Below are 23,147 nucleotides of genomic sequence, written 5' to 3'. Positions count from 1 at the left end.
AAGAAATATTTATTGAAAGAAGATAAAAAACGCATTATTAGACAGTATGTTTAATTATCTCTTTTTTGTTATGAGAATCTTTAAAATCTCCGTTTTGTGGAAAGCTAATTTAACGGAGGATACGTCACATTTGACATTCACAAATGAATAAAACTCAAAAAAAAAACCAGATTCCACTACAAATCCGGTTTCCACAGCTAAGAGAAGCAACCTACTGTTGCTTCTCTTTCACCATCTTTATAAAGAGAAAGAAGACAATGAATACAATAAAGTAATTCAATGGATTCTTAACGATACTTATCTCCAGTGAAATCTGTAAGAGTATCCAGAGAATGAAGATGGCTAGTATTGAAGGAATGATGATTTTGTACATGTCGACCACCTTCCATAGTTAGTAAAAGAAAGGGGCGCGGGCCCCTTTTTCTTCATGGTTAAAAGCAAGATGCGGCAGCTCCTGGCATTGCACCGCCAACAGCGCCGGTAATGGCTCCAACGGCACCCGCTCCTACTGTTCCGATGCCGGGTATTGTGACTGTTCCTACAGCAGCTCCTGCGAGACCCAGTGTGCCGCCGCCAGTTACCGCACCGCCTCCAGTACCTAAAATACATTTCCCGACTGATTGGGTGCTGATTGAACCGCTTGTTTTTCCAGAGTCGTTGTTCACGACTTTGACTAAAACGCCATTTTTGATTTTTTCGTATTTCAGTGTAACGGGGTCACCATTTTTGTCAGTAGAGCTTTTCGGAAGAGCCTGCTCCTCGCCCGTTATGTTGTCTTTTAGGGTTGCATTGCCTTTAGCGTCAATATGAACATCTGCATGATTGAACGTCATCTTCAACTCACTGTCATTGAGGTTTTCAACTTTGTATGTAGCTTGGGATGCTGCGGCAGCCGCAGCAGGGGGTAAAACCGGGAGGGCAAAGGCACCTGCTAGGAATACCAAGGCTGCCAGTTTCACTGCGGTTAGCTTCATTTTGCTTTGCATAATTGATCCTCCTCCTTTGGTTGCCATACTAACAAAGGCATTCTGCTTCTTAAACCCTTACTATATAAAATGATAAAAAATTCACCCAATTTCATCACATTAACCAACAAGGTTTGTATGTTTCCCTTCGAAAGTCATAGGAGAGCAGAGTTCATATCTAATGCGAAGTTATCAAGGAGTAGAACCCAGCTTTTACTACTCTTTCCCCAACCCCAAAAAGAAGCTGTCATTCAAGAATCTCCCCCTCTCAACAACAGCTTCTTCCGCATTTTCCATACGTCAGTATAAATCCCTTTGCGTAACGGAAACCTAGTGGAAAAGGTTTCTGAAAGGAGGGGCGTATGATGAAGAAAAGTAAAAAAAATCAAAACAAGTCATCCTTGGTTTGGAAGATGGCGATTGCCTCTGCGGTTTCTTGGGAAGCGGCAAAGCTGGCGGGTTCTAAACACCCGTACTTAGCGCCTCTATCCGTTATCTTATGTTTGCAATCGACCATAGATCAGTCGGTTCGATTTTCTTTTCATCGGATTGCGGGAACGGTCATCGGAATCATGTTAACCTCTTATCTTGTCAGTTACTTACAAATGAATGGCTGGATGCTGGGGCTGTTACTATTAGGCGGGACGTACGTTGCAAAGTGGTTACGAATAGATGAAACGGTTCTGCATCAGGTAGCTCTCACCATTTTATTGGTATTTACGTTTGAACGACACTCTAAAGATTATGCAATGGATCGGATCATCGATACGGTGATCGGCGTCGTCATCGCGATTCTGGTTCATATGTTTCTTTTTCCGCCGGACTATACAAAAAGGGCAGCGGACTCTTTTCAAACATTGGCTCATCTGCTTTCTGACACACTTTCAGACCTTTCCAAATGGGTGCAATCAGAATGGGGACAAGGAAAAGGGAACATCATGGAAGATAAAGTGAATAACCTTCTGCAGGAGCTGCATACGGCAAAAGAGATGCTGCAAACAGCCTCTGAGAGCTTGAAATTCAACCCCATCAGAAAAAAACATAAAATCACTCTTGCAAGATATCAAACAGAGATGCAAAAGATGAATGCTGGATATGAGTATATATCCAATGTCGTGAAAACGTTAAAAGAATGGGAAAAAGAAGGAGACTTATCTTCGAGTGACAAAAGGGAGCTGGGCAATGATTTACAAGTGTTAAATGAATTTTTTGCGGGTTTTAAAGGAATACAGCTGGGTGAAACAGACAATTGGAAACAGAAGGAACAGAACGTGTTATTGGAATCTCTCCGTTCCGATATGCAGTCGCACCCGCAGCCGAGTCAGGTCTATAAAGACTCTTTTTTTTTAGAAACGAAGAAATTGCTGAAGAGTTTGTAATGTTCTCCGGAAAAAAAGAATATGGATATACAGATGATCAGGTAAAAGCGGGGGAAATCAAATGGATGATATACACCGGATTTTGGATGTCATCGGGGCTTCTGCAAAAGCTAAGGTACTGGCTACCATCATTAAAACAGAGGGGTCCGCTTATAAGAAGGAAGGGGCCTCCATGTTAATTTTAGGAGACAAAACAAGAGTCGGAATGTTATCCGCCGGCTGTCTGGAAGAAGATCTTGCTGAAAGGGCAGAGCAGGTCTGGGCTGCGGGAGAGCCGGTGATTGTCCGCTTTGATATGAGCGCGGAGGACGATTTATCCTGGGGGCGGGGCGTTGGCTGTAATGGTGTTTTGACGGTGTTGCTTGAGCCTGTAAAAGGGGAATTGGAACGAAATCTGATGACAGTCAAGACATGCTTAGATGAAAAAAAGTCTGTGACCCGAGTGAAACGATTCACTGAAACGTTAGAGCCGAAGGAAGATCTGTATATAGCTGAAGACGGCAGAGTGTTTGGAACCGGGGATGTTATGGAACAAGGCTGTATTCAAAAACTGAGACAGACGGAAAAGGGAATCAAAAGGGATGAACATACATCTGATTTATTTTTTATCCATCAGATGGTTCCAAAACCTTGTCTATACGTCTTCGGAGCAGGAGAAGATGCAAGGCCGCTCGTTTCGTTGGCAGCTCGTGCGGGCTTTCATGTGACGGTGATAGACTGGCGTCCCGCTTTATGTCATCACGGTCATTTTCCTGAAGCCGGCCAATTGATAACGGGAGCACCGGAAGAAGTCATGGAAGGCCTGAGCATGACAAAAAGGGATTTTGTTGTCATTATGACGCACAGCTTTCAAAAAGATCAGATCATTTTACATACATTAAAAAACAAGAATGTGTTTTATAAAGGTGTATTAGGCCCCAGAAGGCGCACCGAGCGGCTATTAGGCGGAGCGGATATTCCAGAGGATATTCATTCCCCCATTGGGCTTTCCATCGGGGCACAAGGGCCTGAGGAGATTGCTGTAAGCATTGTTGGCGAGATGATTAAAGAAATGCGAAAACAAAGGTCTCGCTTATGAAAACAGCAGGTATTTACCTGGCAGCCGGTACAAGCAGACGCATGGGGACGGATAAGCGCAGTTTATTTCTCAATGGCGTCTCCCTCGGAAGTATGGCCCTTAAACATGCCCTGTTATCTGAATTAGATCATATCTTCGTTGTAACGAGAAAGGGAGATTCACTGCATTGGCTTTCGGATTTTTTCTTTTTAGATCCCATCTCAAATAAGTGGAGCCAGGCGGAATGTGAGCAAGCGGGTAAGGGCCAAGGCCATTCTATACAATGCGGTTTACAAAAAGCGGCAGCGTACGAGGCTGACGCCGTTATCATTCTCCTTGCAGATCAGCCGTTTGTCACCGCAGATATCATCAATACGTTAATTGATTCCTATCAAAAGGAGCGCCGCTATTCATTTATCGCCGCTGAAAATCAGCATCTTCCTATGCCCCCCATTTTATTCTCAAATCAATGTTTTCCAGTATTGCATCAGTTAAAGGGAGATCAGGGCGCCCGGCACGTGATCCGTGAAAGTATGTTCAAGACGGGAAAAATGATCAGCTTTCAAGACCCTTTGCTTTTTTATGACGTAGACACGGTTGAAGATTATACTTTCCTGCTGAATAAATTCGGGGAGTGAATGAGTTGGAGTATATCGGGAAAAGTGTCATTCGGAAAGAGGCTCTTGAAAAAGTGACGGGTAAGGCGAAATATACGGATGATTTACATGCAACAGGCACATTACACGCAAAAATGCTGATCAGCCCATATGCTCATGCCGATATTGTGTCTATTGATTTTTCAGAAGCCTGGAAGATTCCCGGAGTGAAAGCGATATTGGGCGATGAACCTTTTCCGCTTGCAGGTGAAGAAATTAAAGACAGGCCGCCGATTGCTTATAAAAGGGTCAGATACCACGGTGAGCCGGTTGCTGTAGTTGTGGCGGAAAATCCAATCATAGCCAAAAAGGCCGCGGATGCCATTAAAGTGTCCTATAAACCTCTTCCCGTCGTCAATTCCCCCCGTGAGGCTTTTCAAAAAGATGCTCCCCTCGTCCATGAACATGTTGACCGCTATGAGAAGAAGGCAGGTGTATTCCCGGTTCCGAAGACAAATATCGCGAACCTGGATAAAATCAGAAAAGGAAATATTGAAGACGGATTTAAGGAAAGTGATGTGACAGCAGAATTCCAAATTTCCTTTAACCCTTCTGATCACGCGGCTATGGAGACAAGATGCTCGATTGTTGAAATTCGGGCTGATGAGGAGATTATCATGACAACATCCTCTCAAGCTCCTTTTGCCATTAAAAAATTAATGGAGTGGTACTTTGGAATTGAACCCGGAAAGGTTATCGTCAAAACCCCTTTAGTAGGAGGAGCGTACGGGGGAAAAGCAGCCGTTCAGTTAGAGGTCATTGCCTATTTGGCATCAAAAGCAGTCGGAGGCCGGCCCGTCAAATTATTTAATACGAGAGAAGAGGATATGATCACATCTCCTGGTCATATAGGACTGGATGCCATTGTCAAATTAGGGGCCACAAAGGATGGAATTTTAAAGGCGGCAGACATTCAGCTTTTATTTGATGGCGGAGCATACTCTGATAAAGGAGTGGACATCAGCCGGGCTGCGGTGGTTGATTGTACGGGTCCGTACGCGATCGATCATATACGGTGTGATTCATATTGTATGTATACGAATCATCCATATCCAAGTGCATTCAGGGGCTACAGCCATGCTGAAGTGTTATTTGCCTTTGAGCGGACGATGGATGTATTGGCGGAAAAGCTGAACATGGACCCATTAGAACTCCGCTATAAAAATGCCATTCGCCCCGGTGACACCACACCGACTCAAGTTCTTCTCAATTCAAGCACGGTCGGAAATGTGCCGAAATGCATTGAGAGATTGAAGGAATTAATGAATTGGGACGAGGGACAGCGAATTGAAATCGACGGCCGGAAGATACGGGCGAAGGGGATCAGCTGCATTTGGAAAACCTCAACATTTGATACAAATGCAACGTCCGGGGTGATTTTAACCTTTAATCCCGATGGAAGCATTAATTTGATGTCAGGGGTAGTGGAAATAGGAACAGGGACAAAAACAGTGTTAGCCCAAATCCTGGCGGAACGAATGAAAATGGATATAAGCAAGATTCACGTGAAAATGCTTGTAGACACCCAAACAACACCCGAACATTGGAAAACCGTGGGGAGCAGAGGGACGTTAATGGCCGGAAGAGCCGTACTGAATGCAGCGGAAGAAGCCATTCGAAAGCTTAAGGAAGTGGCATCATGCGTGTTGCGGGTTCCTGTCGAGGAATTGGAAGTGGCCGACGGAAAGGTTTATTTTATAGATCATCCTTCTGTACATGTTGAAATAAAAGACATTGCTTACGGATATACGTTTCCAAATGGAAATACCATTGGCGGCCAAATCATTGCGAGCGGCAATTACACATTAACCCGAATGACGAATTTAGACCGGGAAACGGGAAGAGGGAAGCCGGGACCCGAGTGGGCTGTCGGTGCTCAGGGAATTGAAGTTGAGTTGGATCAACGGGATTATACGTATCGAATTACAAAAGCCTATTCTGTTGTGGATATAGGAACTGTACTGAATGAAAAAGCTGCTAGGGGTCAAGTGATGGGGGGGATGAGTATGGGAATCGCATTTGGAGGAAGAGAAACCTTTGTATTTGATTCATATGGCAGAGTATTAAATCCTCAGCTTAGAACATACCGCCCCCTTCACTATGGAGAGCAGCCTGAATATATCATTGAATTTGTTGAAACCCCGCATGTGATTGCGCCTTATGGAGCGCGCGGAGGCGGGGAACACGGACTGTTGGGGATGCCGGCAGCATTGGGAAATTGCCTTTCCGCCGCTTTAGGTGTCCAATTGAATCAACTTCCTCTCATTCCCGAACGATTATGGAGGACGCAAGAGGGGTGGAAAGATGATACCGTTTGATTTCGACTATTTTAAACCGAAGACCATTCAAGAAACAATCAATCTATTTCACTCGCTTGCGGCCGAAAAGAAAACACCAATGTATTATTCCGGCGGCACGGAAATTATCACGTTAGGAAGGCTGAATATCATCTATACGGATGCGGTGATAGATATGAACGTGCTTCCGGAATTTCAAACCATCCGCTTTTATGAAAATGATCTGGTGATCGGAGCGGGCGTGTCATTAACGAAACTGGAGGAAGAAAATCCATTTCCGCTATTAAGTAAAACAGTAAGTGAAATTGCGGATCGGACGTCTCGAAATAAAATCAGCCTGGGCGGAAATATTTGCGGGGGCATCTATTACCGTGAGGCCGTGCTGCCGTTGCTGATTTCTGATAGTTTGCTAGGGATTGCAGGGAGAGCGGGGATTCATTACCGTCCCATAAATAAAGTATTTAACAAGGAAATACAGTTGCGAAAAGGAGATTTTTTATTTCATATCGTTGTCGATCGAGCGTATGTTGACTTGCCGTTTGTCAGTATCAAAAGAAGACAGCAGTGGAATGTCGGATATCCATTGGTGACAGTCTGTGCGCTGAAAAAAGATGATGAGATCAGAATGGCCTTCAGCGGCGTATGTCCATTTCCTTTTCGTTCTGCTGAAATGGAGGCTGTGCTTAACGATAAAAGCGGCACAGCAGAGGATAGAGTGCGCAGGTCTTTACAGTATGTACCCAAACCCGTTCTTGATGATGCAGAAGGCTCAAGTGAATATCGGATATTTATCTTGCAAAATACAATTTTAGATGCCTTGCAGGAATTAGAAGGAGGTTCCAATGTCTGATCCTATTACGTTGAAAGTAAATGGCGAAGAAAGACAGATGACTGTCAGACCGGCCGATACTTTGTTATTTGCTCTCCGTCTTCGTCTCGGATTAACTGGTTCAAAGCCGGGCTGCTTAAATGGGGATTGCGGCGCCTGTACGGTATTAACGGACGGGATACCAATGAAATCTTGCTTAATGCTTGCGGCAGAAGGGGAAGGAAAGGACATTACGACAATTGAAGGACTTATCAATACGCCGATTCAAAAGGCTTTTATTGAAAAATTTGCGTTTCAATGCGGATATTGCACACCTGGTTTTCTCATGAATTGTCATGCCTTAGTGAATACTGAGCCGAATGCAAGTGATGAAACGATTAAAAATTGGCTGGAGTCCAATATTTGCAGATGTACGGGTTATAAGGAGATTGAAGAAGCGGTTAAATCGGTTTTACATACAGGGAAAGGGGATCATTAGCCGTTGTTGCGGGGAATCACAAAAAGAGCCCAGAGAATCATCCCTGAACTCCATATTCCTCAATTCATATACCGATACTCCCGCAGTTTCTCCAAAATCGCCACTTCTTTCATCAGTTCTTCACCGACATTCGTTTCTTTCACTTTCTTCCGCTCCAGCTCTTTGTCAACTAATCGTTTCACCGTTAAGACGTCGGTTCCGGTGCTCAGCACTTCGGCCTTGGAGTTAAAGTGTTTATGGGCGACGAGCTGCATGCCGTAGGAGTTGTATAAGAGCGTGTAGCCGGCGATGCCTGTTGTGGATTGGTAGGCTTTGGAGAAGCCGCCGTCGATGACGATCATTTTTCCGTTTGCCTTGATCGGATCTTCGCCTTCGATTTCTTTTACCGGTGTATGGCCGTTGATGATATGGCCATGATCCGGGTTGAGCCCGAATTCCTTCAGGATGTTTCGGCAGGCTGCCTCGTCTTCACGCAAATAGTAATACGGGTTTTTCTTTTCTTTATGCGTTTCCTTCTCTTTGATGAAATACCGCTCAAAGGTGGTCATGGCGCGTTTTCCGAAGAGGGAGGAATACTCGCCTGTCCATAAGTACCAGACCATATCTGTCGCCAGGTCATCAGTTTCTTCCGGATGAGCAAACGCTTCCCGTAAGAACCGTTCAAAAACATCTAGCAGCTCACGGCCCGCATAAGCTTTATCCTCAATCATCATCGTTTCCATATTGCCGTTTTCGTCAACAGGAATACAGCCGTGAATCAACAGGTTGCCGTTATATTTTAAATACAGGCTGCCTTTTTTCATCATAAAATTCATATGGCGGCCCAGCTTTTCGGAGTGCTGGACAGAAAACAGCAGCTTGTCCATGACTTCTGCTTCTTCTTCTAATAGCTGATCGGGCTGTTTGGGATTCACCGTCGCAAAGCAGGTGTTTTCCAGTTGATACGTTTTTCCGTTCAGCGTGATTTCATTGCGGTCATAATCAATCTTTTCCAGTAACAGCCGTTCTTCCATATTAAAGTTCGGCCGTCTCTTAATAATCGGGCTCTCAAGCTTGAATTGGATCATCGCGATCGCCTGATGGATTTTTGTGATTTGCTTAATCTCATCTTCCGGTCTGTTTTCAGTTGCTTTCGGGCGGAAAGCCGGGTTATCATCATAATATTTTTCGGCAAGGTTCAATAGCGGTCTCAGATTGATGCCGTAGACATCTTCAATAATGTCCAGGTTGTCATAGCGGGCACAGATACGGATAATATTGGCCAGACATACTTTCGAACCGGCATAGGCGCCTATCCAGAGAACATCGTGATTCCCCCATTGAATATCCACTGAATGATAGTTGATCAGTTCTTCCATAATCCTGTCCGGCTGCGGTCCGCGGTCATAAATATCGCCGACAACATGCAGATGGTCGACCACCAATCGCTGCACGCTGTAAGCAAGCCCGGTGATCAGCTTATCAGCTTGGCCGAGCGCGATGATCTGTTCTATGATTTCGGAGTAATATTGTTCTTTGTTGGCGGCTTGTTCTGTTTTGTACAGCAGCTCTTCGGAAATATAAGCAAATTGGGCAGGCAGCGCTTTGCGCAATTTGGAGCGGGTGTACTTGGAAGAACAATATGAAACGAGCTTAATCATCCGATGAATCGTTTCTTTATACCACTCGTTTAATGCCTCTTTCGTATCAAAGTCATGTTTGATCAGCTTCAGTTTGTCCTCCGGATAATAGACCAAAGCCGCCAGTTCATCAATTTCTCTATCGTAAATGACGCCGCTGAAAATATCGCGGATCTTCTCTTTTACTCTTCCTGAACCGTTCCGCAGCACGTGCTGGAATGCCTGATACTCTCCGTGCAGATCACTGACGAAATGCTCGGTTCCTTTCGGCAGGTTCAGTATCGCTTTCAGATTAATGATCTCTGTGACCACTTTTTCTTCACAATCGTATTTTTGTGCGAGCAGATCTAAATATTTGGTTTCCAATCTCGTCCATCCCCTTTTTATTTACGAGCCATTGCATGATAAGGTGAATTTAAAGTATGACATGATGTTTAAATTATTAGACCTTATATGATAGTACCTCATAAGTCCTTTTTGAGACAAACAAAACAGAAAATACGGCGCTTAAGGCCTCAACATATACCTTCCGCAGACAGCTCATCACCCTGTTGACAAATGATTAAACTTCTATTAAAATAAAAATTTAGCTGATAGTTATTTCTATCGGAAACTTAATACGTAGCAGGCTATGATTGCTGTGGGTCGAACTACAGCAGGAGCGGCTTCTGGAGAGACCGCGGGTTTACCGCGGCGCCGAAGGGTTCACAATCTCAGGCAAAAGGACAGAAGAGTACCGAATATGTATTTGGCATGCTGTTGATTGTCAGCGGCGCAAATATAATTTGATATTCTTATGACCATGAGATTGGAGGGCATCCAATCTCTTTTTTTATTGGCTTTATTTTCTCGTCGTTCATCAAAAAGTAAGGAGGAGTCAGGTGTGGAACAGCGAGAGCTAAAGAGGGACTTGTCGAATCGGCACGTGCAGCTGATCGCCATTGGCGGCACGATCGGCACCGGATTGTTTTTAGGGTCCGGTAAGGCGATTCAGCTGGCGGGTCCTTCTATCATCTTTGCGTATTTTATTGTAGGTATTGCGCTTTTTTTCGTCATGCGGGCGCTGGGAGAACTGCTGTTATCTAAAGCGGGGTACCAATCATTAACGGATATTGCCGAGGCGTATTTAGGGCCGCGTGCGGCGTTTGTCACCGGCTGGACTTATTGGTTTTGCTGGATTATGACGGCTATGGCGGATGTGATCGCCGTCGGTGTATATGTGAAATATTGGTTTGACATTCCGCAATGGGTTCCTGCACTTATCTGTTTGCTCATTTTATTAGGGCTTAATCTGTTAACGGTCAAGATTTTTGGAGAGTTGGAGTTTTGGTTCGCCTTAATTAAGGTGATCACGATTCTCGCGTTAATTGTCATCGGTGTGGTTTTGCTGGTGATTGGGTTCAAAACGCATACCGGAACGGTTTCAGCGGCGAATCTGTGGGAGCACGGAGGCTTGTTTCCAAACGGGTTTTCAGGCTTTTTGCTATCGTTCCAGATGGTGATCTTCGCCTATGTCGGTGTGGAATTAGTGGGTGTGTCGGCAGCGGAGACATCAAATCCGAAAAAAAACATTCCGTCCGCTATCAATAAAATTCCATTGCGTATTTTATTTTTCTACGTCGGGGCATTGATCATTCTTTTATGTATTAACCCTTGGACGCAGCTGAATGCGGCGGAAAGTCCTTTTGTGAAGACCTTCAGCTTAGTCGGCATTCCGGTGGCCGCGGGAATCATTAATTTTGTCGTATTAACGTCGGCCGCTTCTGCTTGTAACAGCGGGATGTTTTCTACAAGCCGGATTTTGTATAACTTAAGCAAAACGAAACAGGCGCCGGCCAGTTTCGCGAAGCTGAATAAAAACCATGTGCCGAGCAGCGCGTTATGGGTATCGGTCATTGTGCTGTCAGCGGGCGCTCTTTTAAGCAAATTGATACCGGAAGAAGCGTTTGGCATCGTGACCACCATCAGCGCGATTTGTTTCATTTGGGTGTGGGGCGTGATTCTTGTCTGTCATATCAGATACAGGAAAACCCGCCCGGACTTACACGCAAGCTCGTCTTTCAAGGCGCCGTTCGCGCCGTTTATCAATTACGCCGTGCTGGCGCTGTTTGCCGCCATTCTGGTGATTATGCTGTTTGCGGATGCGACGCGCCCGGCTTTGCTGCTGACGCCGCTGTGGTTTATTGGACTGTTTCTTATCTATCGGGCGAGAGGGAGCAAGACATAAAGGTTATGAAGTAAATGGTCATCAGAGTTTCAAGAAAAAGACAGCGTGCCGCTTGCAGTATGCTGTCTTTTTCTTTCGTTAACCAGGCATATAGGAAACAAGCTATTTGTGCCTTAAAGGGAACGGTGGATAGCGACAAGCCTTATGTATAAAATTAGAGAGTCAACAACTAAAAAAGACTCGAATCATTTTGTTAAAAGAAAAAGTATGCCTCCCAAAATACAAATTAAAAAAAAGAAAATTGATGAGTCAGTAAAAGACTTTCTTTGCAATTCAAATAACCCCTTTCTAATTTGAGGAAAAAAGCAATAGATATAAATGGGAATATATTGATATTTTAACAAGGATAATGTTAACATTATTTACCCTTAAAATTCAAATGGAGCATCTGCAAAACTATGAGGAAAAGCATGTGTTGGCGGAGCAAACCCTAACTGATAACATAAAAAGCCGCCATTCATATGGCGGCTTTTTACATTAATTCCGGATCAAATAATCAAATGCGCCTAAAGCGGCAGTTGCACCTGATCCCATTGAGATAATGATTTGGTTGTACGGGCCGTCTGTGCAGTCCCCTGCGGCGAATAGGCCGGGAACGCTTGTTGCGCCGCTCTTATCGACGATGATTTCGCCGATGCGGTTGCGTTCGACGGTTTCGTCTAACCATTCTGTATTAGGCACGAGACCGATTTGGACGAAAACACCTTGAAGTTCAACGTGTTTTTCTTCGCCTGTTTCACGATCAACGAACGTAATGCCGTTTACGTTTTGGTCGCCTGTGATTTCTTTCGTTTGTGCATTTTTGTGCACAGTGACGTTTGGCAGGCTGTAAAGACGTTTTTGCAGGACTTCGTCTGCTTTCAGCTCCGGCGCGAACTCCAGCACAGTCACGTGATTGACGATACCTGCAAGGTCAATCGCCGCTTCGATTCCGGAGTTTCCGCCGCCGATAACGGCTACGTCTTTGCCTTCAAACAATGGTCCGTCACAGTGCGGGCAGTATGCAACACCTTTGTTTTTGAACTCTTGCTCACCAGGTACGTTGACATTGCGCCAGCGGGCACCTGTTGACAGGATCACTGTTTTACTTTTCAGTACAGCGCCGTTTTCAAGTTCAAGTTCGAAGAGGTCTTTTTTCTCAAGGCGTTTCGCGCGCTGAAGGTTCATGACGTCAATATCATAATCTTTCACGTGCTCTTCAAGGCTTGCAGCGAGCTTCGGTCCTTCAGTCGCTTTGACGCTGATGAAGTTTTCGATGCTCATGGTGTCGAGTACCTGGCCGCCGAAGCGTTCAGCGACGACACCGGTGCGGATGCCTTTACGCGCCGTGTAGATCGCCGCGCTTGCGCCGGCAGGTCCGCCGCCGACAACAAGAACGTCAAACGGCTCTTTGTCGGCAAACTCAGACGCATCTGCGCCGCTGCCCATTTTCGCGAGAATCTCTTCGATGGTCATACGGCCGCTTCCGAAAGATTCACCGTTTAAGAAAACAGTCGGAACAGCCATAATGTTTTTGCTTTCTACTTCTTCTTTGAATGCCGCGCCGTCAATCATTGTATGAGTGATATTCGGGTTGAGCACGCTCATCATGTTTAATGCTTGGACGACATCAGGGCAGTTGTGGCATGTCAGGCTGATATAAGACTCAAAGCGGTATTCTCCGCTGATGTTCTTAATCTGGTCAATGACCTTTTGATCAGCCTTAGGCGCTCTGCCGCTGACTTGAAGCAATGCCAGCACTAATGATGTAAATTCGTGGCCGAGAGGAACACCGGCGAATGTAACGCCTGTGTCTTCTCCGGTACGATTAACGCTGAAGCTCGGTGTTCTGTTTAATTCAGTTTTTTCAACTGAAATTTTAGATGACATGGAAGCCAGTTCGTCAACGAGAGCCAGCAAGTCCTTAGAAGTGTCATCATCACCGGCGCTTACTTTGAGAACAATGTCGTTCTCAATTAGCTGCATGTATTGATTTAATTGTGCTTTGATATTTGCATCAAGTACCAATTGAATGCACTCCTTAGATTTTACCTACCAAATCAAGGCTAGGTGTAAGTGTTTCGCCGCCTTCTTCCCATTTAGCCGGGCAGACTTCACCTGGGTTTTGACGAACGTATTGAGCTGCTTTTACTTTGTTTACAAGGTTGCTTGCGTCACGGCCGATACCGCCTGCATTGATTTCAACTGTTTGGATGACGCCATCAGGATCGATGATGAATGTTCCGCGGTCAGCAAGACCAGTTTCTTCGTCAAGAACGTCGAAGTTGCGGGAGATCGTTTGAGATGGGTCACCGATCATTGCGTAAGTGATTTTGCCGATTTTTTCAGAGCTGTCATGCCAGCCTTTGTGTACGAAATGAGTATCTGTAGAAACAGAGTATACTTCAACGCCTAATTCTTTCAGTGCAGCGTATTGTCCTTGAAGATCTTCAAGCTCAGTCGGGCAAACGAAAGAGAAATCTGCTGGGTAGAAGCAGAAAACGCTCCATTGACCTTTCAAATCTTCGTTTGTTACATCGATGAATTCACCGTTTTTGAAAGCTTTTGCTTCGAATGGCAGTACTTCTTTTCCGATTAAAGACATAATATCTTCCTCCTGAAATGTGATTTTAAAATATATTAAAAAGACAAAGCATTCACTTTATCTTTCAATAATAATTCTAATTATATATAGATTATTAAATAACATTTATTTTTTGTCAAGCTATATGAGGTATTATTTTCTGCTTTTTTTGCTTTAAACGTTAAAAATCGCTTGGTATAAGCGGTTTGGCGCTGTTTATCATGTTTAGCGCCAGGCGAAAGGGGGATTCTCAATTGGTGAAACGAAATGGTGGGAAATCAACCCCTCTATATGGCAGTATAAACCAAAGGGGGTATGATCATGCAAATAAATAACATTACTTTGTACAGTTGTGCTTTAGAGGAGACGAAAGACTTCTATGTAAGGGTGTTGGGTTTTTCTTTAGCGGATCAGTCCGATGATTCGTTTACAATCAGGGCGGGAGAAAGCAAATTGGAATTCAGGCGCACCGATTCTCAATCTCATCCGACGTATCATTTCGCGTTTAACATTCCGAATAATCGTTTTGATGAGGCGAAGGCATGGATGAAGGATAAAGTCGTTTTTCAAACGGAAGATGGCGAGGATGAGGTGTATTTCTCTCATATACATGCGCGTTCCTTTTATTTCAAAGATCCGTCCAACAATGTGGCGGAATTCATCGCGAGAGACACGTCACCGGCAAGCGCGGAACGTTTTTCGATTGAGTCCGTCCTGAATATCGGCGAGGTGAATCTGACGGCTGCCGAGGTGGTATCGACGGGGAAGGAGCTGCAGCATTTCGGTATACCGGTGAGAGACGGCGCGCCTCTTAAGGAGAACGGGTTTCATTTTATGGGTGATTACAATGATGGGGCGTTTTTGCTTTTAGGGCGGAACGGGCGCCGCTGGATTTTTTCTGATCAGCATGCGGAGTTTCATCCGCTGTCTGTCATTGTGAACGGGACGATCCGCATTGAGGCTGACGGAAAAGGCGGCATTGACATCAAGCGGGCGCAGCCGTCATAAAAAAGCCCGGGCTCAAAAGGCCCGGACTTAAGGACATTATTTATAAACAACCCGGGTGCTGCACATGATGTCGTGCAGCGCTTTTTTCTCTCCGAAGGCACCCATAATGAAACCGATATAAAGAATGACCTTAGATATGATATAAGCGAAAGCGCGTCCGAAGGCCTGGCCGATGGAAATGCGTCCGCCATCTTCATTGACGACCTTAAGGCCGAGCAATGCTTTTCCCAGTGTCCCCTGCATCTTTGAGGCCGTGAGCAGGCTGAAATATAAGATACTGATCACAAAAGAGCTCACAAGAATCGGGATGACGCCGAACACCAGAAAAGAGATGTTAAACTGATTTTCGGTCATGAAGGGGTCAGCCGCCGCAACGCCTGCCGCAAATAAAAAAGTGACTGCAAATTGAATGATAAAAATCGGAATTCCTATGATGATCTGATCAATGACGTAAGCCAGAAACCGAATCCAAAATCCTGCCGGTCTTTCCATGTATCTTTTTCTCTCCCTTGCTTTAATCTGCCATATTATAAGTAATCATGCCGGATTTTGCAACGGAGCTTAAGCTTCTGCGAGCGGCCTCTTTCCCCATGCTAAGCGTCCCATGATCAGTCCAAAAGCCAGAAGGGCAAATATGATGCCGCACCACATCAGCTGATGGATTCCCAAATGTGAAATAAACCAGCCTCCCGCCGCCGTTCCGATGGTGATGCCGAGGTTGGAAAAGGAGACAAACAGGCTGTTGCCGAATTCGGGGGCCTCCTTTGCTTCCGCAGTAAGCCAAGTCTGACTCACAATGAGCCCGCCGGAATGAACGGCGCCCCATACGAAGACAAGGACGGCCATCGGTGCGAAAGACGCCCCAAACCCGTATATGAGCAAGTAGGCGGCTGTATAAAGAAGCGGAAACAGGATGACGGTCTTTTTCATATTTTTGTATAACAAAGCGCCGAAGACGAAATTCCCGGCTATCATAATCACCCCGAAGCTCATCAGCATGAAGCTGACCCATGTGCCGTTCATATGCGACACACGTCCGAGGTACTCCGCAAAATAGCTGTAGACAGAAAACATGGCCGCAAAGAGACAGGTGACGGCAGCGATATTAAGCCACAAGGCCGGTTTGCGAAGGATGCCGAGCTGGCTTCTGAAAGACATTTTTTCTGTGACCGCCATGGATGGCAAAAAGAGAAGAATGCCCGTGAACGCGATGAGACTGACAATCGCGCCGAATAGGAAGGCTGATTCAAGGGAGAGACGCTCAGCCAGATAGGACGTGAAAGGGACGCCGAACGCAAAGCCGGCGGTGATGCCTGAAAATACTTTCGTTACGGCTTTTCCGGATTGGGCGGCGGGAACAAGGCGGGCCGCGGCCGCAAGCGCTACAGAAAAGAACACGGGGTGGCATAAGGCCGGAATGATCCGAAACGCAAGCATGACACTGAAATGCGCCGTATACGCGTAGACCGCATTAGAAACGGCAAACATCAGCACCGCCAAAAGCAGAATGTATTTCCGGTTTATACCTGAAGCAAGCAAGGTCAAAAACGGTCCCGACACAGCGACGATGAATGCGAAAATACTGACAAGCCACCCCGCTTTTGAAGCGGTCATTTGAAATCTGTCCGCCACTTGCGGAAGAACCCCGATGATGCCCATCTCGGTCGTAATAATCCCGAAAACCCCTAGGGCCAAAAAAAGAATGAAGATGGAACTGCTTTTTTTCATTGTTATGTATACCTCCTTTTATAACTACATATACAGAAAAATAGATATGTTAGAACGAAAAAAGCCCTCCTTTCATGGTTATAGCTGGTGCTGAACATAGTCAGCAAAGGCTTTAATTTGTTTTTCGTTCCTTCTGTAATAGGTCCACTTTCCGATTCGTTCAGATTCCAGCAGGCCGGCTTTTTGCATGGTCAGCAGGTAGCTGGAGATGACGGACTGCGCAAGCCCCGACTTTGCCTGAATATCACCGACGCAAATTCCGGTGCGGAAACTGAGGCCCTGCTCAAGATAAGGCCTTTCATCAAAATGGTCCTCCGGGTGTTTAAGCCATGTCATAATATCACTTCGTGTTTTGTTAGATAACGCTTTATGAATCAATATCGGTTCCATAACGTTTATTATATCTATTTTTCTGGATTTGTAAATTCGTTTTTTAACGAAATGCTTCTCAAAATAAGTAAAAACCGTGTTAAAATATAACATATTATCAGATTACCGGTAAAAAATCCGGGTATTTATCAGGAGGATATTCACTTGAATCAAAAGAAAAAAGGTACGATCGCGGTGACCTTGCTTTCCGCTCTGATGTTTTGTCTGTTGCCGGTCATCGTCTCGCTTTCTCCGCTTGCAGAAACGGGGCCGAACGCGAATCGTTTTAACTCCGCAGGCATGTGGGCCGCCGTCGGTCAGATCCTTGTGATATATGCGGTCCCGTTCATTATGTATGTTCTCGGTGTTCGTGTCATGAAAATCATCATGGCCGTTTTTTGCGGAATCGGGCTTATCATATGCGCGGCTGTCTTGTTGGTGGCGCTATTGGCCGCCATTTCCTTAGGGCAGGAGCTGTCTCTTTATTACGGTCCTCTCGCATGGTCAGGCGCGGCTTTTATCGTCAATGTGATATGGTACATTGCCGCGTTTCGTTCCTCTCCGAAACATCAGCAGCAGGCTATGTGACATTTGTTCTATAAATCTGCCGAAAATACAAATATTTCATAGGATGATTATGGTATGATTATAGCGGTATAGCAGTTTTTAATAGAAACGGGAGGAACTGACATTGAAAAAAAAGACGGCTTCACTTCGAATGAAAACATTAGCAGCCGGCGCTGCGGTTGCTGCGGCTTTATCTGTGGGAGCGGTTTCTGATCTGCCGGGGGCAAAATGGCTGCATCCGGCGGCTGCTCAAGCTGCGGAAACGGTATTTAAACAAAATCATGCGGCATCCGGTTTCTTGACGGGACGGTATGACGCGCAGGCCATGTCTCCGACGATGTTCAACTGGTCAAGAGAAAGCCGGTTTACAAGCACTGCCGATGGCGCATTAAAATGGGAAAAGAATGTTCCGGCCAATCCTCAAAACGGTGCGGGAGCCGCGGTTGACGGGGACGGCACCGTATTTATTCAATCAAAAGACGGGAAGCTGACGGCATATCATCCGGACGGTTCTGTGAAATGGGTGACGGAAAACCTCGGGACAACCTATACGCTGACTCCGGTGCTCGGAACAAACGGTGTCATTTATCTTCCTTCTCACGATAAAAAACTGTATTTCATCGACAAAGAAACCGGAAACATTTTAACTTCAGTTCCGCTGAGCGCAGCGCCGAGTTCTGATGCGGCTATCGGATCTGACGGCACGCTGTATGTGTCGACGCTGGATAACTATATCTATGCGATTAAACCGACGTCGCCTTCGACATGGACGCAAAAGTGGAAGTTTAAAACAAACGGCGTGGTCGGCTCTGCTCCCGTGTTAGCGTCAAACGGCACGCTGTATACGGCAACGTACAATAATATCTTTTATGCGATCAATTCCGGAACGGGCCAAGTGAAATGGTCAAAATCGACGTCCAACGGATTTAAAGGCTATCCGGTTATTGACAGAGACGGCACCGTTTACGCCGGAAACCAAGACGGCAGCTTATACGCCTATACATCAACGGGTGCTGTAAAATGGACGTTCCCGTTAAACGGTTTCTCCAGTTCTTCATTAGCGATTGACCATAACGGCAATGTGTATATCGGTTCCGGAAGCGGCGAACTGTTTTCCATCAGCAAAACCGGTAATATGAACTGGTCTTTCTATACGGACGGGCCTGTGAGAACGGCGCCGCTGATTGATGCAGACGGCAATGTGTACTTCGGCTCTGACGATAAAAACGTCTATGCGGTTGACGCTGACGGTAATGAAAAATGGCGCTATCAAACAGACAGCAATGTCATTTCCTCCCCGGTTCTGGCTGAAGACGGCACGCTTTACGTCGGCACTTTTACGAAACTGCTCGCATTCGGGGCAACAAAATAATAAAAAAAGAATCCGCGTCATCTGCGCGGATTCTTTTTTTATTTAGAGGCTTGAATAAATACGCCTTTTTCATGAGAAAATTCTTTAAAGCCGTACACACCGTGATATGAACCGATTCCGCTCGTATTAACGCCGCCGAACGGAAGGTTAACGTCAGTGAAATGAACGACGACATCATTGATAGAAGCGTTGCCGGACGTCGTGTGCTGCAGAACATAATCGATCAGCTCCTGATTACGGCTGAATACATATAAGGCAAGCGGCTTGTCCCGGTCAGTGATGTAATCAACGGCTTCACTGATATCTTCGTAATTCATAATCGGCAGAATCGGTGCGAAAATCTCCTCCTGCATAATCTTCATATCGGGCGTGACGTTTGTCAGCACGGTCGGAGAAATCGTGCGGTCATGTGCATCGAATACGCCGCCGAAGGCCGTTTTCGCCCCTTTCTCAATGGCATCATCATATAGAGCTTTGACACGGTTAAAGTTGCGCTCATTGACAATCTGCGTGAATTTATTGCGGTCAACCGTATGATCATCCTCCATAAAACCTGCATTGACAATGGTTTGCAGGAGATCTGTAAAGGTGTCCTGTACATCTTCCTTCATAAGGAGATAGTCAGGAGCGATACATGTTTGTCCCGCATTGACAAATTTGCCGACGGCGATTTTTTTCGCCGCGTCCATTAAATCATAGCCGCTGTCAATGATCGTCGGGCTTTTTCCGCCAAGCTCAAGCGTGACGGACGACAAGTGCTTCGCCGCTGCCGTCATGACGATTTTGCCGACATTCGTGCTGCCGGTGAAGAAAATGTGGTCAAACGGCTGGTCGAGCAGTTCTGTCGCGACATCAACCTCACCTTCAAAAATGGCGACTTCTTCTTCATGAAATGCCTCGCGAATGACTGTCGCGGCAATATGGCTCGTCTCCATCGTAAAATCAGACAGCTTCACAATCGCGCTGTTGCCGGCTGCAATGGCGGCGGCAAGCGGAGCCATCGTCAGCATAAACGGATAATTCCATGGGCCGAGAATTAAAGTGACGCCTTTTGGCTCGTACATTAATACGCCGTCAGCGTCCGGGCTGACGGATGAGCCGACGCGTTTCGGCGCCATCCAGGTGTCGAGATTGTTCATATTATCTTTAATCGCCTTGATCGTTCCCTGCGTTTCCGCTCTTTTCACCTCATGATAAGGCTTGCGGACGTCCCGTCTGATCGCCTCAATGATTTCTTCTTCATGAGCGGTGACGGCATCTAAAAAGCGCTGAAGCTTTTCTTTGCGCTGCCCGGCTGTTGAAGCACGCAGTGTTTTTTGATTTTTTTTCTGAAGCTCAAAGACGCGTTTGATTTCTGCTTTTATATGCTGATCCATCGGTCTTCCTCCTCTGGTTGCTTTTTTGTTTCTTCAGGGCCTATTATAGTGTGATGTGATTTTGCGGCAAAGACAGCGTAAACGCATCTATACGTTACCGTACAAATTGCGGTGATCTGTCTAATGAAAGGAGTGTCTCTTATGCCGGATTCTGTGACAACTGACATCAAACAAGCGCTCTTGGTTATGCTTAGGGAGCGGGATATCCGCCGTGTGACCATGAAGGATATCGCCGAACGGGCGCACGTGAGCCGGGGGACACTGTACCTTTATTACGAGGATAAATATGCAATTTTAGAAGATATAGCGGAAGAAATGAAGGACGGGCTGAGTGAAGCGCTGTACGATTCGCTGAAGCATAAAGATGTGCTTCATTTAAATGGCGGCTGGCAAAAAGTGCATCCGACCCTGTCTTTTGTTGACCGGCATCGGGCGTTTTTCCAAACGATGATGGATCGTCATAAAATGCCGTATTTTCACTTTCATGCTTTTTTTAAAGATGTATTCCGGCATGATGTGCTTTTGTCACCGGTGAATGCAAATTTCTCACCGACCGAACAGGATATGTACATTCATTACCGCTCTTTATACACGTATGCCATTGTGTTGTACTGGCTGAATGAGGAGCCCGGGGCATCACCGGAAGCGATCAGCGGGCAGGTGTGGGATTTGATTTCTCAAAAACGGTTTTACTGGCTGTTCGGCCGCCGGGTGCCGGAACAAGAAGAAAAAAAGCCCGCCGACCGGCGGGTGACACGGACGAGGCAGGCCTTGCAAGAGGCTATGATCGGCTTAGCAGCGGAAAAAAAGGATTACGCGGCGATTACGATTTCCGATATTGCCCGTAAAAGCAACCTGCGCCGTGCCACTTTCTATGACCATTACGCCAACAAAGAAGCGTTGCTGAAAACGATCATCCACCAATCATGCCGGGAGCTGATCGGATTATTGACGGTAAAGGGAGATCCTGCTGACTGCTCCATGGAAGAAGCGGAAGCCGCGCTCGTCCGGCTCTTTTCCGCACTGTCCGACGGCATGCCGCTCGTCCATTTTCTGAGAGAGGGTTCCGGAGTGCCTGACGTCATCCCGGAAATGTTCAGAGCGCTGCAATCGTTTTATCTTCATCAGCCTCTGCACATTCAGGCGGGCAAAAAGCTCTATGCATACTATGTCGCGTCCATGCTTGTCGGCTTGATTCAATATCGCCTTCATGAAGGAAAAGACCACGCGCCGGACATGCTGGCCCGGGAGTTTCTGCAGTTTTTGGATGTGAAGAAGTATCGGGTGATTTTGCTGTGAAGATGATGAAAAAGAACTCCCAAAACAGGCGGAGTTCTTTTTTTTTCTGTTTTCTTCGAGAAGTGCCGTTATGAAGTGTCCGGCTTGATCCCTTATAAAAAAAGAAACCTGTCATATGACGCCAGATCAGCATTTCTGCTGCCAAACATGACAAATGTCATATTCGGGGCATGATGGCTGCTACTACAAAAGCGTCCGGCGCCCCGTTATACTTGGGATCATAATGAAAAAGAAGGGACATGACATTCATGATCAATCACGCCGCAACTCAAAAACAAGCGTCTTTAAAAAAGCAGGTTGCCGCATTTTCCGGTGCCGATACAAAGCATAGTGTCATTCAGCTTCTCAACACGTTTGTACCGTTCTTTGCCCTTTGGTTTCTTGCTTACTTCAGCCTCAATGTCTCCTATCTTCTAACCCTCGCCTTTACTGTTATAGCAGCGGGATTTTTGACAAGAATCTTTATTATTTTCCACGACTGCTGCCATCAATCCTTTTTCAAACAAAAGAAGCTGAACCGGCTGTTTGGGTTTATTTCAGGTGTGCTGACACTGTTTCCGTTCTCTCAATGGCAGCGCAGCCACTCCATTCATCATGCGACAAGCAGCAACTTAGATAAACGGGGAACAGGCGATATTTGGATGATGACCGTTAAGGAATACAACGAAGCGTCAGCCTGGACAAAAGTACGCTACAGACTTTATCGCAATCCGTTTATTATGTTTATTCTCGGCCCGATTTACGTATTTCTGATTAAAAACCGTTTCAATGTAAAAGGCGCCCGCCGCAAGGAACGCTGGAACACCTATTTCACGAACGCGGCGATTGTCTTATTGGCTGCTGCAACATGCCTGCTTGTCGGCTGGGAAAACTTTTTGCTTGTTCAGGGTCCGATTTTCCTTATTTCGGGGTCAATCGGCGTCTGGCTCTTTTATGTCCAGCACACGTTCGAGGATTCTTATTTTGAAGCCGATGAGCATTGGGACTATGTGCAGGCCGCGGTAGAAGGAAGCTCCTTTTACAAGCTTCCGAAGCTTTTGCAATGGCTGACAGGCAATATCGGCTACCATCATGTCCACCACTTAAGCCCGAAAGTGCCGAATTACAAGCTGGAAGCGGCTCACGAGGGGCATGAACCTTTAAAAAACGTACCGACCATTACGCTTAAAACAAGTCTTGAATCCATGAAATTCCGTCTGTGGGATGAGGATGAAAAGCAATTTGTCACCTTTCGGGAGGCGCGGAAAACACCGCCGCCCAAGCAGGTGCCGAAAGAACGTTTAAAGAAAAATGCCTGATATGGCGCGCGGCTCTTTCTCTTATCAGAAAGGGCCTGCTCTTTATGTGTGAGGATGCAA

Annotated in this window: 21 protein-coding genes and 1 riboswitch; of the genes, 12 read left to right on the top strand and 9 right to left on the bottom strand. The window is 46.0% G+C overall.

What is annotated here, in order from left to right:
* Positions 1–211: 211 nt before the first annotated feature.
* Positions 212–373 carry a hypothetical protein gene (locus tag ACXN9U_RS18550; protein WP_004393168.1) on the bottom strand — a complete coding sequence of 54 codons (162 nt, stop codon included), beginning with the start codon at positions 371–373 and terminating at the stop codon, positions 212–214.
* Between the two features lie 58 nt (positions 374–431).
* On the bottom strand, positions 432–986 hold the full coding sequence (locus ACXN9U_RS18545) for a Pathogenicity island protein (RefSeq protein WP_489202016.1): 555 nt from the start codon (positions 984–986) through the stop codon (positions 432–434).
* 344 nt (positions 987–1,330) lie between these two features.
* Here ACXN9U_RS18545 and ACXN9U_RS18540 point away from each other — a divergent pair, with 344 nt between their 5' ends.
* From ACXN9U_RS18540 to ACXN9U_RS18515, 6 genes are all read left to right on the top strand, one after another.
* A complete protein-coding gene (locus ACXN9U_RS18540; RefSeq protein ID WP_489202015.1) occupies positions 1,331–2,344 on the top strand; it encodes an FUSC family protein in 1,014 nt (337 codons plus the stop codon).
* A gap of 61 nt (positions 2,345–2,405) precedes the next feature.
* Complete coding sequence (locus tag ACXN9U_RS18535; protein WP_060963855.1) at positions 2,406–3,422, top strand: XdhC family protein; 1,017 nt, start codon at positions 2,406–2,408, stop codon at positions 3,420–3,422.
* Positions 3,419–4,039, top strand: coding sequence for an NTP transferase domain-containing protein (locus ACXN9U_RS18530; protein WP_060963856.1), 621 nt, complete (start codon positions 3,419–3,421; stop codon positions 4,037–4,039). The genes ACXN9U_RS18535 and ACXN9U_RS18530 overlap by 4 nt, the downstream gene beginning before the upstream one ends.
* Before the next feature lie 5 nt (positions 4,040–4,044).
* On the top strand, positions 4,045–6,375 hold the full coding sequence (locus ACXN9U_RS18525; protein WP_489202014.1) for a xanthine dehydrogenase family protein molybdopterin-binding subunit: 2,331 nt from the start codon (positions 4,045–4,047) through the stop codon (positions 6,373–6,375).
* On the top strand, positions 6,362–7,204 hold the full coding sequence (locus ACXN9U_RS18520; protein ID WP_489202013.1) for an FAD binding domain-containing protein: 843 nt from the start codon (positions 6,362–6,364) through the stop codon (positions 7,202–7,204). Before ACXN9U_RS18525 ends, ACXN9U_RS18520 begins: the two co-directional genes overlap by 14 nt.
* Entirely contained in the window at positions 7,197–7,661 is a 465-nt protein-coding gene (locus ACXN9U_RS18515) for a (2Fe-2S)-binding protein (protein ID WP_045925593.1), read from the top strand. Before ACXN9U_RS18520 ends, ACXN9U_RS18515 begins: the two co-directional genes overlap by 8 nt.
* A gap of 59 nt (positions 7,662–7,720) precedes the next feature.
* On the opposite strand, the gene fbp is transcribed toward ACXN9U_RS18515, so the two are convergent.
* Entirely contained in the window at positions 7,721–9,646 is a 1,926-nt protein-coding gene (gene fbp / locus ACXN9U_RS18510) for a fructose-1,6-bisphosphatase (RefSeq protein ID WP_060963860.1), read from the bottom strand.
* Between the two features lie 292 nt (positions 9,647–9,938).
* A riboswitch (glycine riboswitch) is annotated at positions 9,939–10,019 on the top strand.
* A 144-nt stretch (positions 10,020–10,163) separates the two neighbouring features.
* Between fbp and ACXN9U_RS18505 the strand changes: the two genes are divergently transcribed.
* Positions 10,164–11,507 carry an amino acid permease gene (locus ACXN9U_RS18505; RefSeq protein WP_016937400.1) on the top strand — a complete coding sequence of 448 codons (1,344 nt, stop codon included), beginning with the start codon at positions 10,164–10,166 and terminating at the stop codon, positions 11,505–11,507.
* 477 nt (positions 11,508–11,984) lie between these two features.
* On the opposite strand, the gene ahpF is transcribed toward ACXN9U_RS18505, so the two are convergent.
* A complete protein-coding gene (gene ahpF / locus ACXN9U_RS18500) occupies positions 11,985–13,514 on the bottom strand; it encodes an alkyl hydroperoxide reductase subunit F (protein ID WP_060963861.1) in 1,530 nt (509 codons plus the stop codon).
* 13 nt (positions 13,515–13,527) lie between these two features.
* Entirely contained in the window at positions 13,528–14,091 is a 564-nt protein-coding gene (gene ahpC, locus ACXN9U_RS18495) for an alkyl hydroperoxide reductase subunit C (RefSeq protein ID WP_004393188.1), read from the bottom strand.
* A 300-nt stretch (positions 14,092–14,391) separates the two neighbouring features.
* Here ahpC and ACXN9U_RS18490 point away from each other — a divergent pair, with 300 nt between their 5' ends.
* Positions 14,392–15,078: a VOC family protein gene (locus tag ACXN9U_RS18490; protein ID WP_489202012.1), complete on the top strand. Its 687-nt coding sequence runs from the start codon at positions 14,392–14,394 to the stop codon at positions 15,076–15,078.
* Positions 15,079–15,114: 36 nt separating this feature from the next.
* Here the strand turns inward: ACXN9U_RS18490 and ACXN9U_RS18485 are convergent, their stop codons facing one another.
* From ACXN9U_RS18485 to ACXN9U_RS18475, 3 genes are all read right to left on the bottom strand, one after another.
* On the bottom strand, positions 15,115–15,570 hold the full coding sequence (locus tag ACXN9U_RS18485) for an RDD family protein (protein ID WP_060963863.1): 456 nt from the start codon (positions 15,568–15,570) through the stop codon (positions 15,115–15,117).
* A 69-nt stretch (positions 15,571–15,639) separates the two neighbouring features.
* Positions 15,640–16,806: an MFS transporter gene (locus tag ACXN9U_RS18480; protein WP_060963864.1), complete on the bottom strand. Its 1,167-nt coding sequence runs from the start codon at positions 16,804–16,806 to the stop codon at positions 15,640–15,642.
* Between the two features lie 78 nt (positions 16,807–16,884).
* The gene (locus ACXN9U_RS18475) at positions 16,885–17,196 is read right to left on the bottom strand and encodes an ArsR/SmtB family transcription factor (protein ID WP_015240918.1); all 312 of its coding nucleotides are present in this window, start codon (positions 17,194–17,196) and stop codon (positions 16,885–16,887) included.
* A gap of 144 nt (positions 17,197–17,340) precedes the next feature.
* Between ACXN9U_RS18475 and ACXN9U_RS18470 the strand changes: the two genes are divergently transcribed.
* The gene (locus tag ACXN9U_RS18470) at positions 17,341–17,763 is read left to right on the top strand and encodes a DUF5391 family protein (RefSeq protein WP_060963865.1); all 423 of its coding nucleotides are present in this window, start codon (positions 17,341–17,343) and stop codon (positions 17,761–17,763) included.
* A gap of 130 nt (positions 17,764–17,893) precedes the next feature.
* Entirely contained in the window at positions 17,894–19,114 is a 1,221-nt protein-coding gene (locus ACXN9U_RS18465; RefSeq protein WP_101605591.1) for a PQQ-binding-like beta-propeller repeat protein, read from the top strand.
* 38 nt (positions 19,115–19,152) lie between these two features.
* Here the strand turns inward: ACXN9U_RS18465 and ACXN9U_RS18460 are convergent, their stop codons facing one another.
* The gene (locus tag ACXN9U_RS18460; RefSeq protein WP_060963867.1) at positions 19,153–20,490 is read right to left on the bottom strand and encodes an aldehyde dehydrogenase family protein; all 1,338 of its coding nucleotides are present in this window, start codon (positions 20,488–20,490) and stop codon (positions 19,153–19,155) included.
* Positions 20,491–20,631: 141 nt separating this feature from the next.
* On the opposite strand from ACXN9U_RS18460, the gene ACXN9U_RS18455 reads away from it, so the two are divergent.
* Together ACXN9U_RS18455 and desA are read left to right on the top strand one after the other, a co-directional pair.
* The gene (locus ACXN9U_RS18455) at positions 20,632–21,789 is read left to right on the top strand and encodes a TetR/AcrR family transcriptional regulator (RefSeq protein WP_060963868.1); all 1,158 of its coding nucleotides are present in this window, start codon (positions 20,632–20,634) and stop codon (positions 21,787–21,789) included.
* A gap of 248 nt (positions 21,790–22,037) precedes the next feature.
* Complete coding sequence (gene desA / locus ACXN9U_RS18450; RefSeq protein ID WP_060963869.1) at positions 22,038–23,087, top strand: Delta(5) desaturase DesA; 1,050 nt, start codon at positions 22,038–22,040, stop codon at positions 23,085–23,087.
* The last annotated feature ends 60 nt before the right edge of the window (positions 23,088–23,147 follow it).

This window comes from Bacillus sp. BACIII (assembly GCF_057836745.1).
This window is presented reverse-complemented; position numbering and strand designations above follow the sequence as displayed.

What these genes read in the sequence shown, in the direction of transcription:
- ACXN9U_RS18550 (WP_004393168.1), bottom strand. Translation starts at nt 373, where the DNA reads ATGTACAAAATCATCATTCCTTCAATACTAGCCATCTTCATTCTCTGG.
- ACXN9U_RS18545 (WP_489202016.1), bottom strand. Translation starts at nt 986, where the DNA reads ATGCAAAGCAAAATGAAGCTAACCGCAGTGAAACTGGCAGCCTTGGTA.
- ACXN9U_RS18540 (WP_489202015.1), top strand. Translation starts at nt 1,331, where the DNA reads ATGAAGAAAAGTAAAAAAAATCAAAACAAGTCATCCTTGGTTTGGAAG.
- ACXN9U_RS18535 (WP_060963855.1), top strand. Translation starts at nt 2,406, where the DNA reads ATGGATGATATACACCGGATTTTGGATGTCATCGGGGCTTCTGCAAAA.
- ACXN9U_RS18530 (WP_060963856.1), top strand. Translation starts at nt 3,419, where the DNA reads ATGAAAACAGCAGGTATTTACCTGGCAGCCGGTACAAGCAGACGCATG.
- ACXN9U_RS18520 (WP_489202013.1), top strand. Translation starts at nt 6,362, where the DNA reads ATGATACCGTTTGATTTCGACTATTTTAAACCGAAGACCATTCAAGAA.
- ACXN9U_RS18515 (WP_045925593.1), top strand. Translation starts at nt 7,197, where the DNA reads ATGTCTGATCCTATTACGTTGAAAGTAAATGGCGAAGAAAGACAGATG.
- ahpC (WP_004393188.1), bottom strand. Translation starts at nt 14,091, where the DNA reads ATGTCTTTAATCGGAAAAGAAGTACTGCCATTCGAAGCAAAAGCTTTC.
- ACXN9U_RS18490 (WP_489202012.1), top strand. Translation starts at nt 14,392, where the DNA reads ATGCAAATAAATAACATTACTTTGTACAGTTGTGCTTTAGAGGAGACG.
- ACXN9U_RS18485 (WP_060963863.1), bottom strand. Translation starts at nt 15,570, where the DNA reads ATGGAAAGACCGGCAGGATTTTGGATTCGGTTTCTGGCTTACGTCATT.
- ACXN9U_RS18480 (WP_060963864.1), bottom strand. Translation starts at nt 16,806, where the DNA reads ATGAAAAAAAGCAGTTCCATCTTCATTCTTTTTTTGGCCCTAGGGGTT.
- ACXN9U_RS18475 (WP_015240918.1), bottom strand. Translation starts at nt 17,196, where the DNA reads ATGGAACCGATATTGATTCATAAAGCGTTATCTAACAAAACACGAAGT.
- ACXN9U_RS18465 (WP_101605591.1), top strand. Translation starts at nt 17,894, where the DNA reads ATGAAAACATTAGCAGCCGGCGCTGCGGTTGCTGCGGCTTTATCTGTG.
- ACXN9U_RS18460 (WP_060963867.1), bottom strand. Translation starts at nt 20,490, where the DNA reads ATGGATCAGCATATAAAAGCAGAAATCAAACGCGTCTTTGAGCTTCAG.
- ACXN9U_RS18455 (WP_060963868.1), top strand. Translation starts at nt 20,632, where the DNA reads ATGCCGGATTCTGTGACAACTGACATCAAACAAGCGCTCTTGGTTATG.
- desA (WP_060963869.1), top strand. Translation starts at nt 22,038, where the DNA reads ATGATCAATCACGCCGCAACTCAAAAACAAGCGTCTTTAAAAAAGCAG.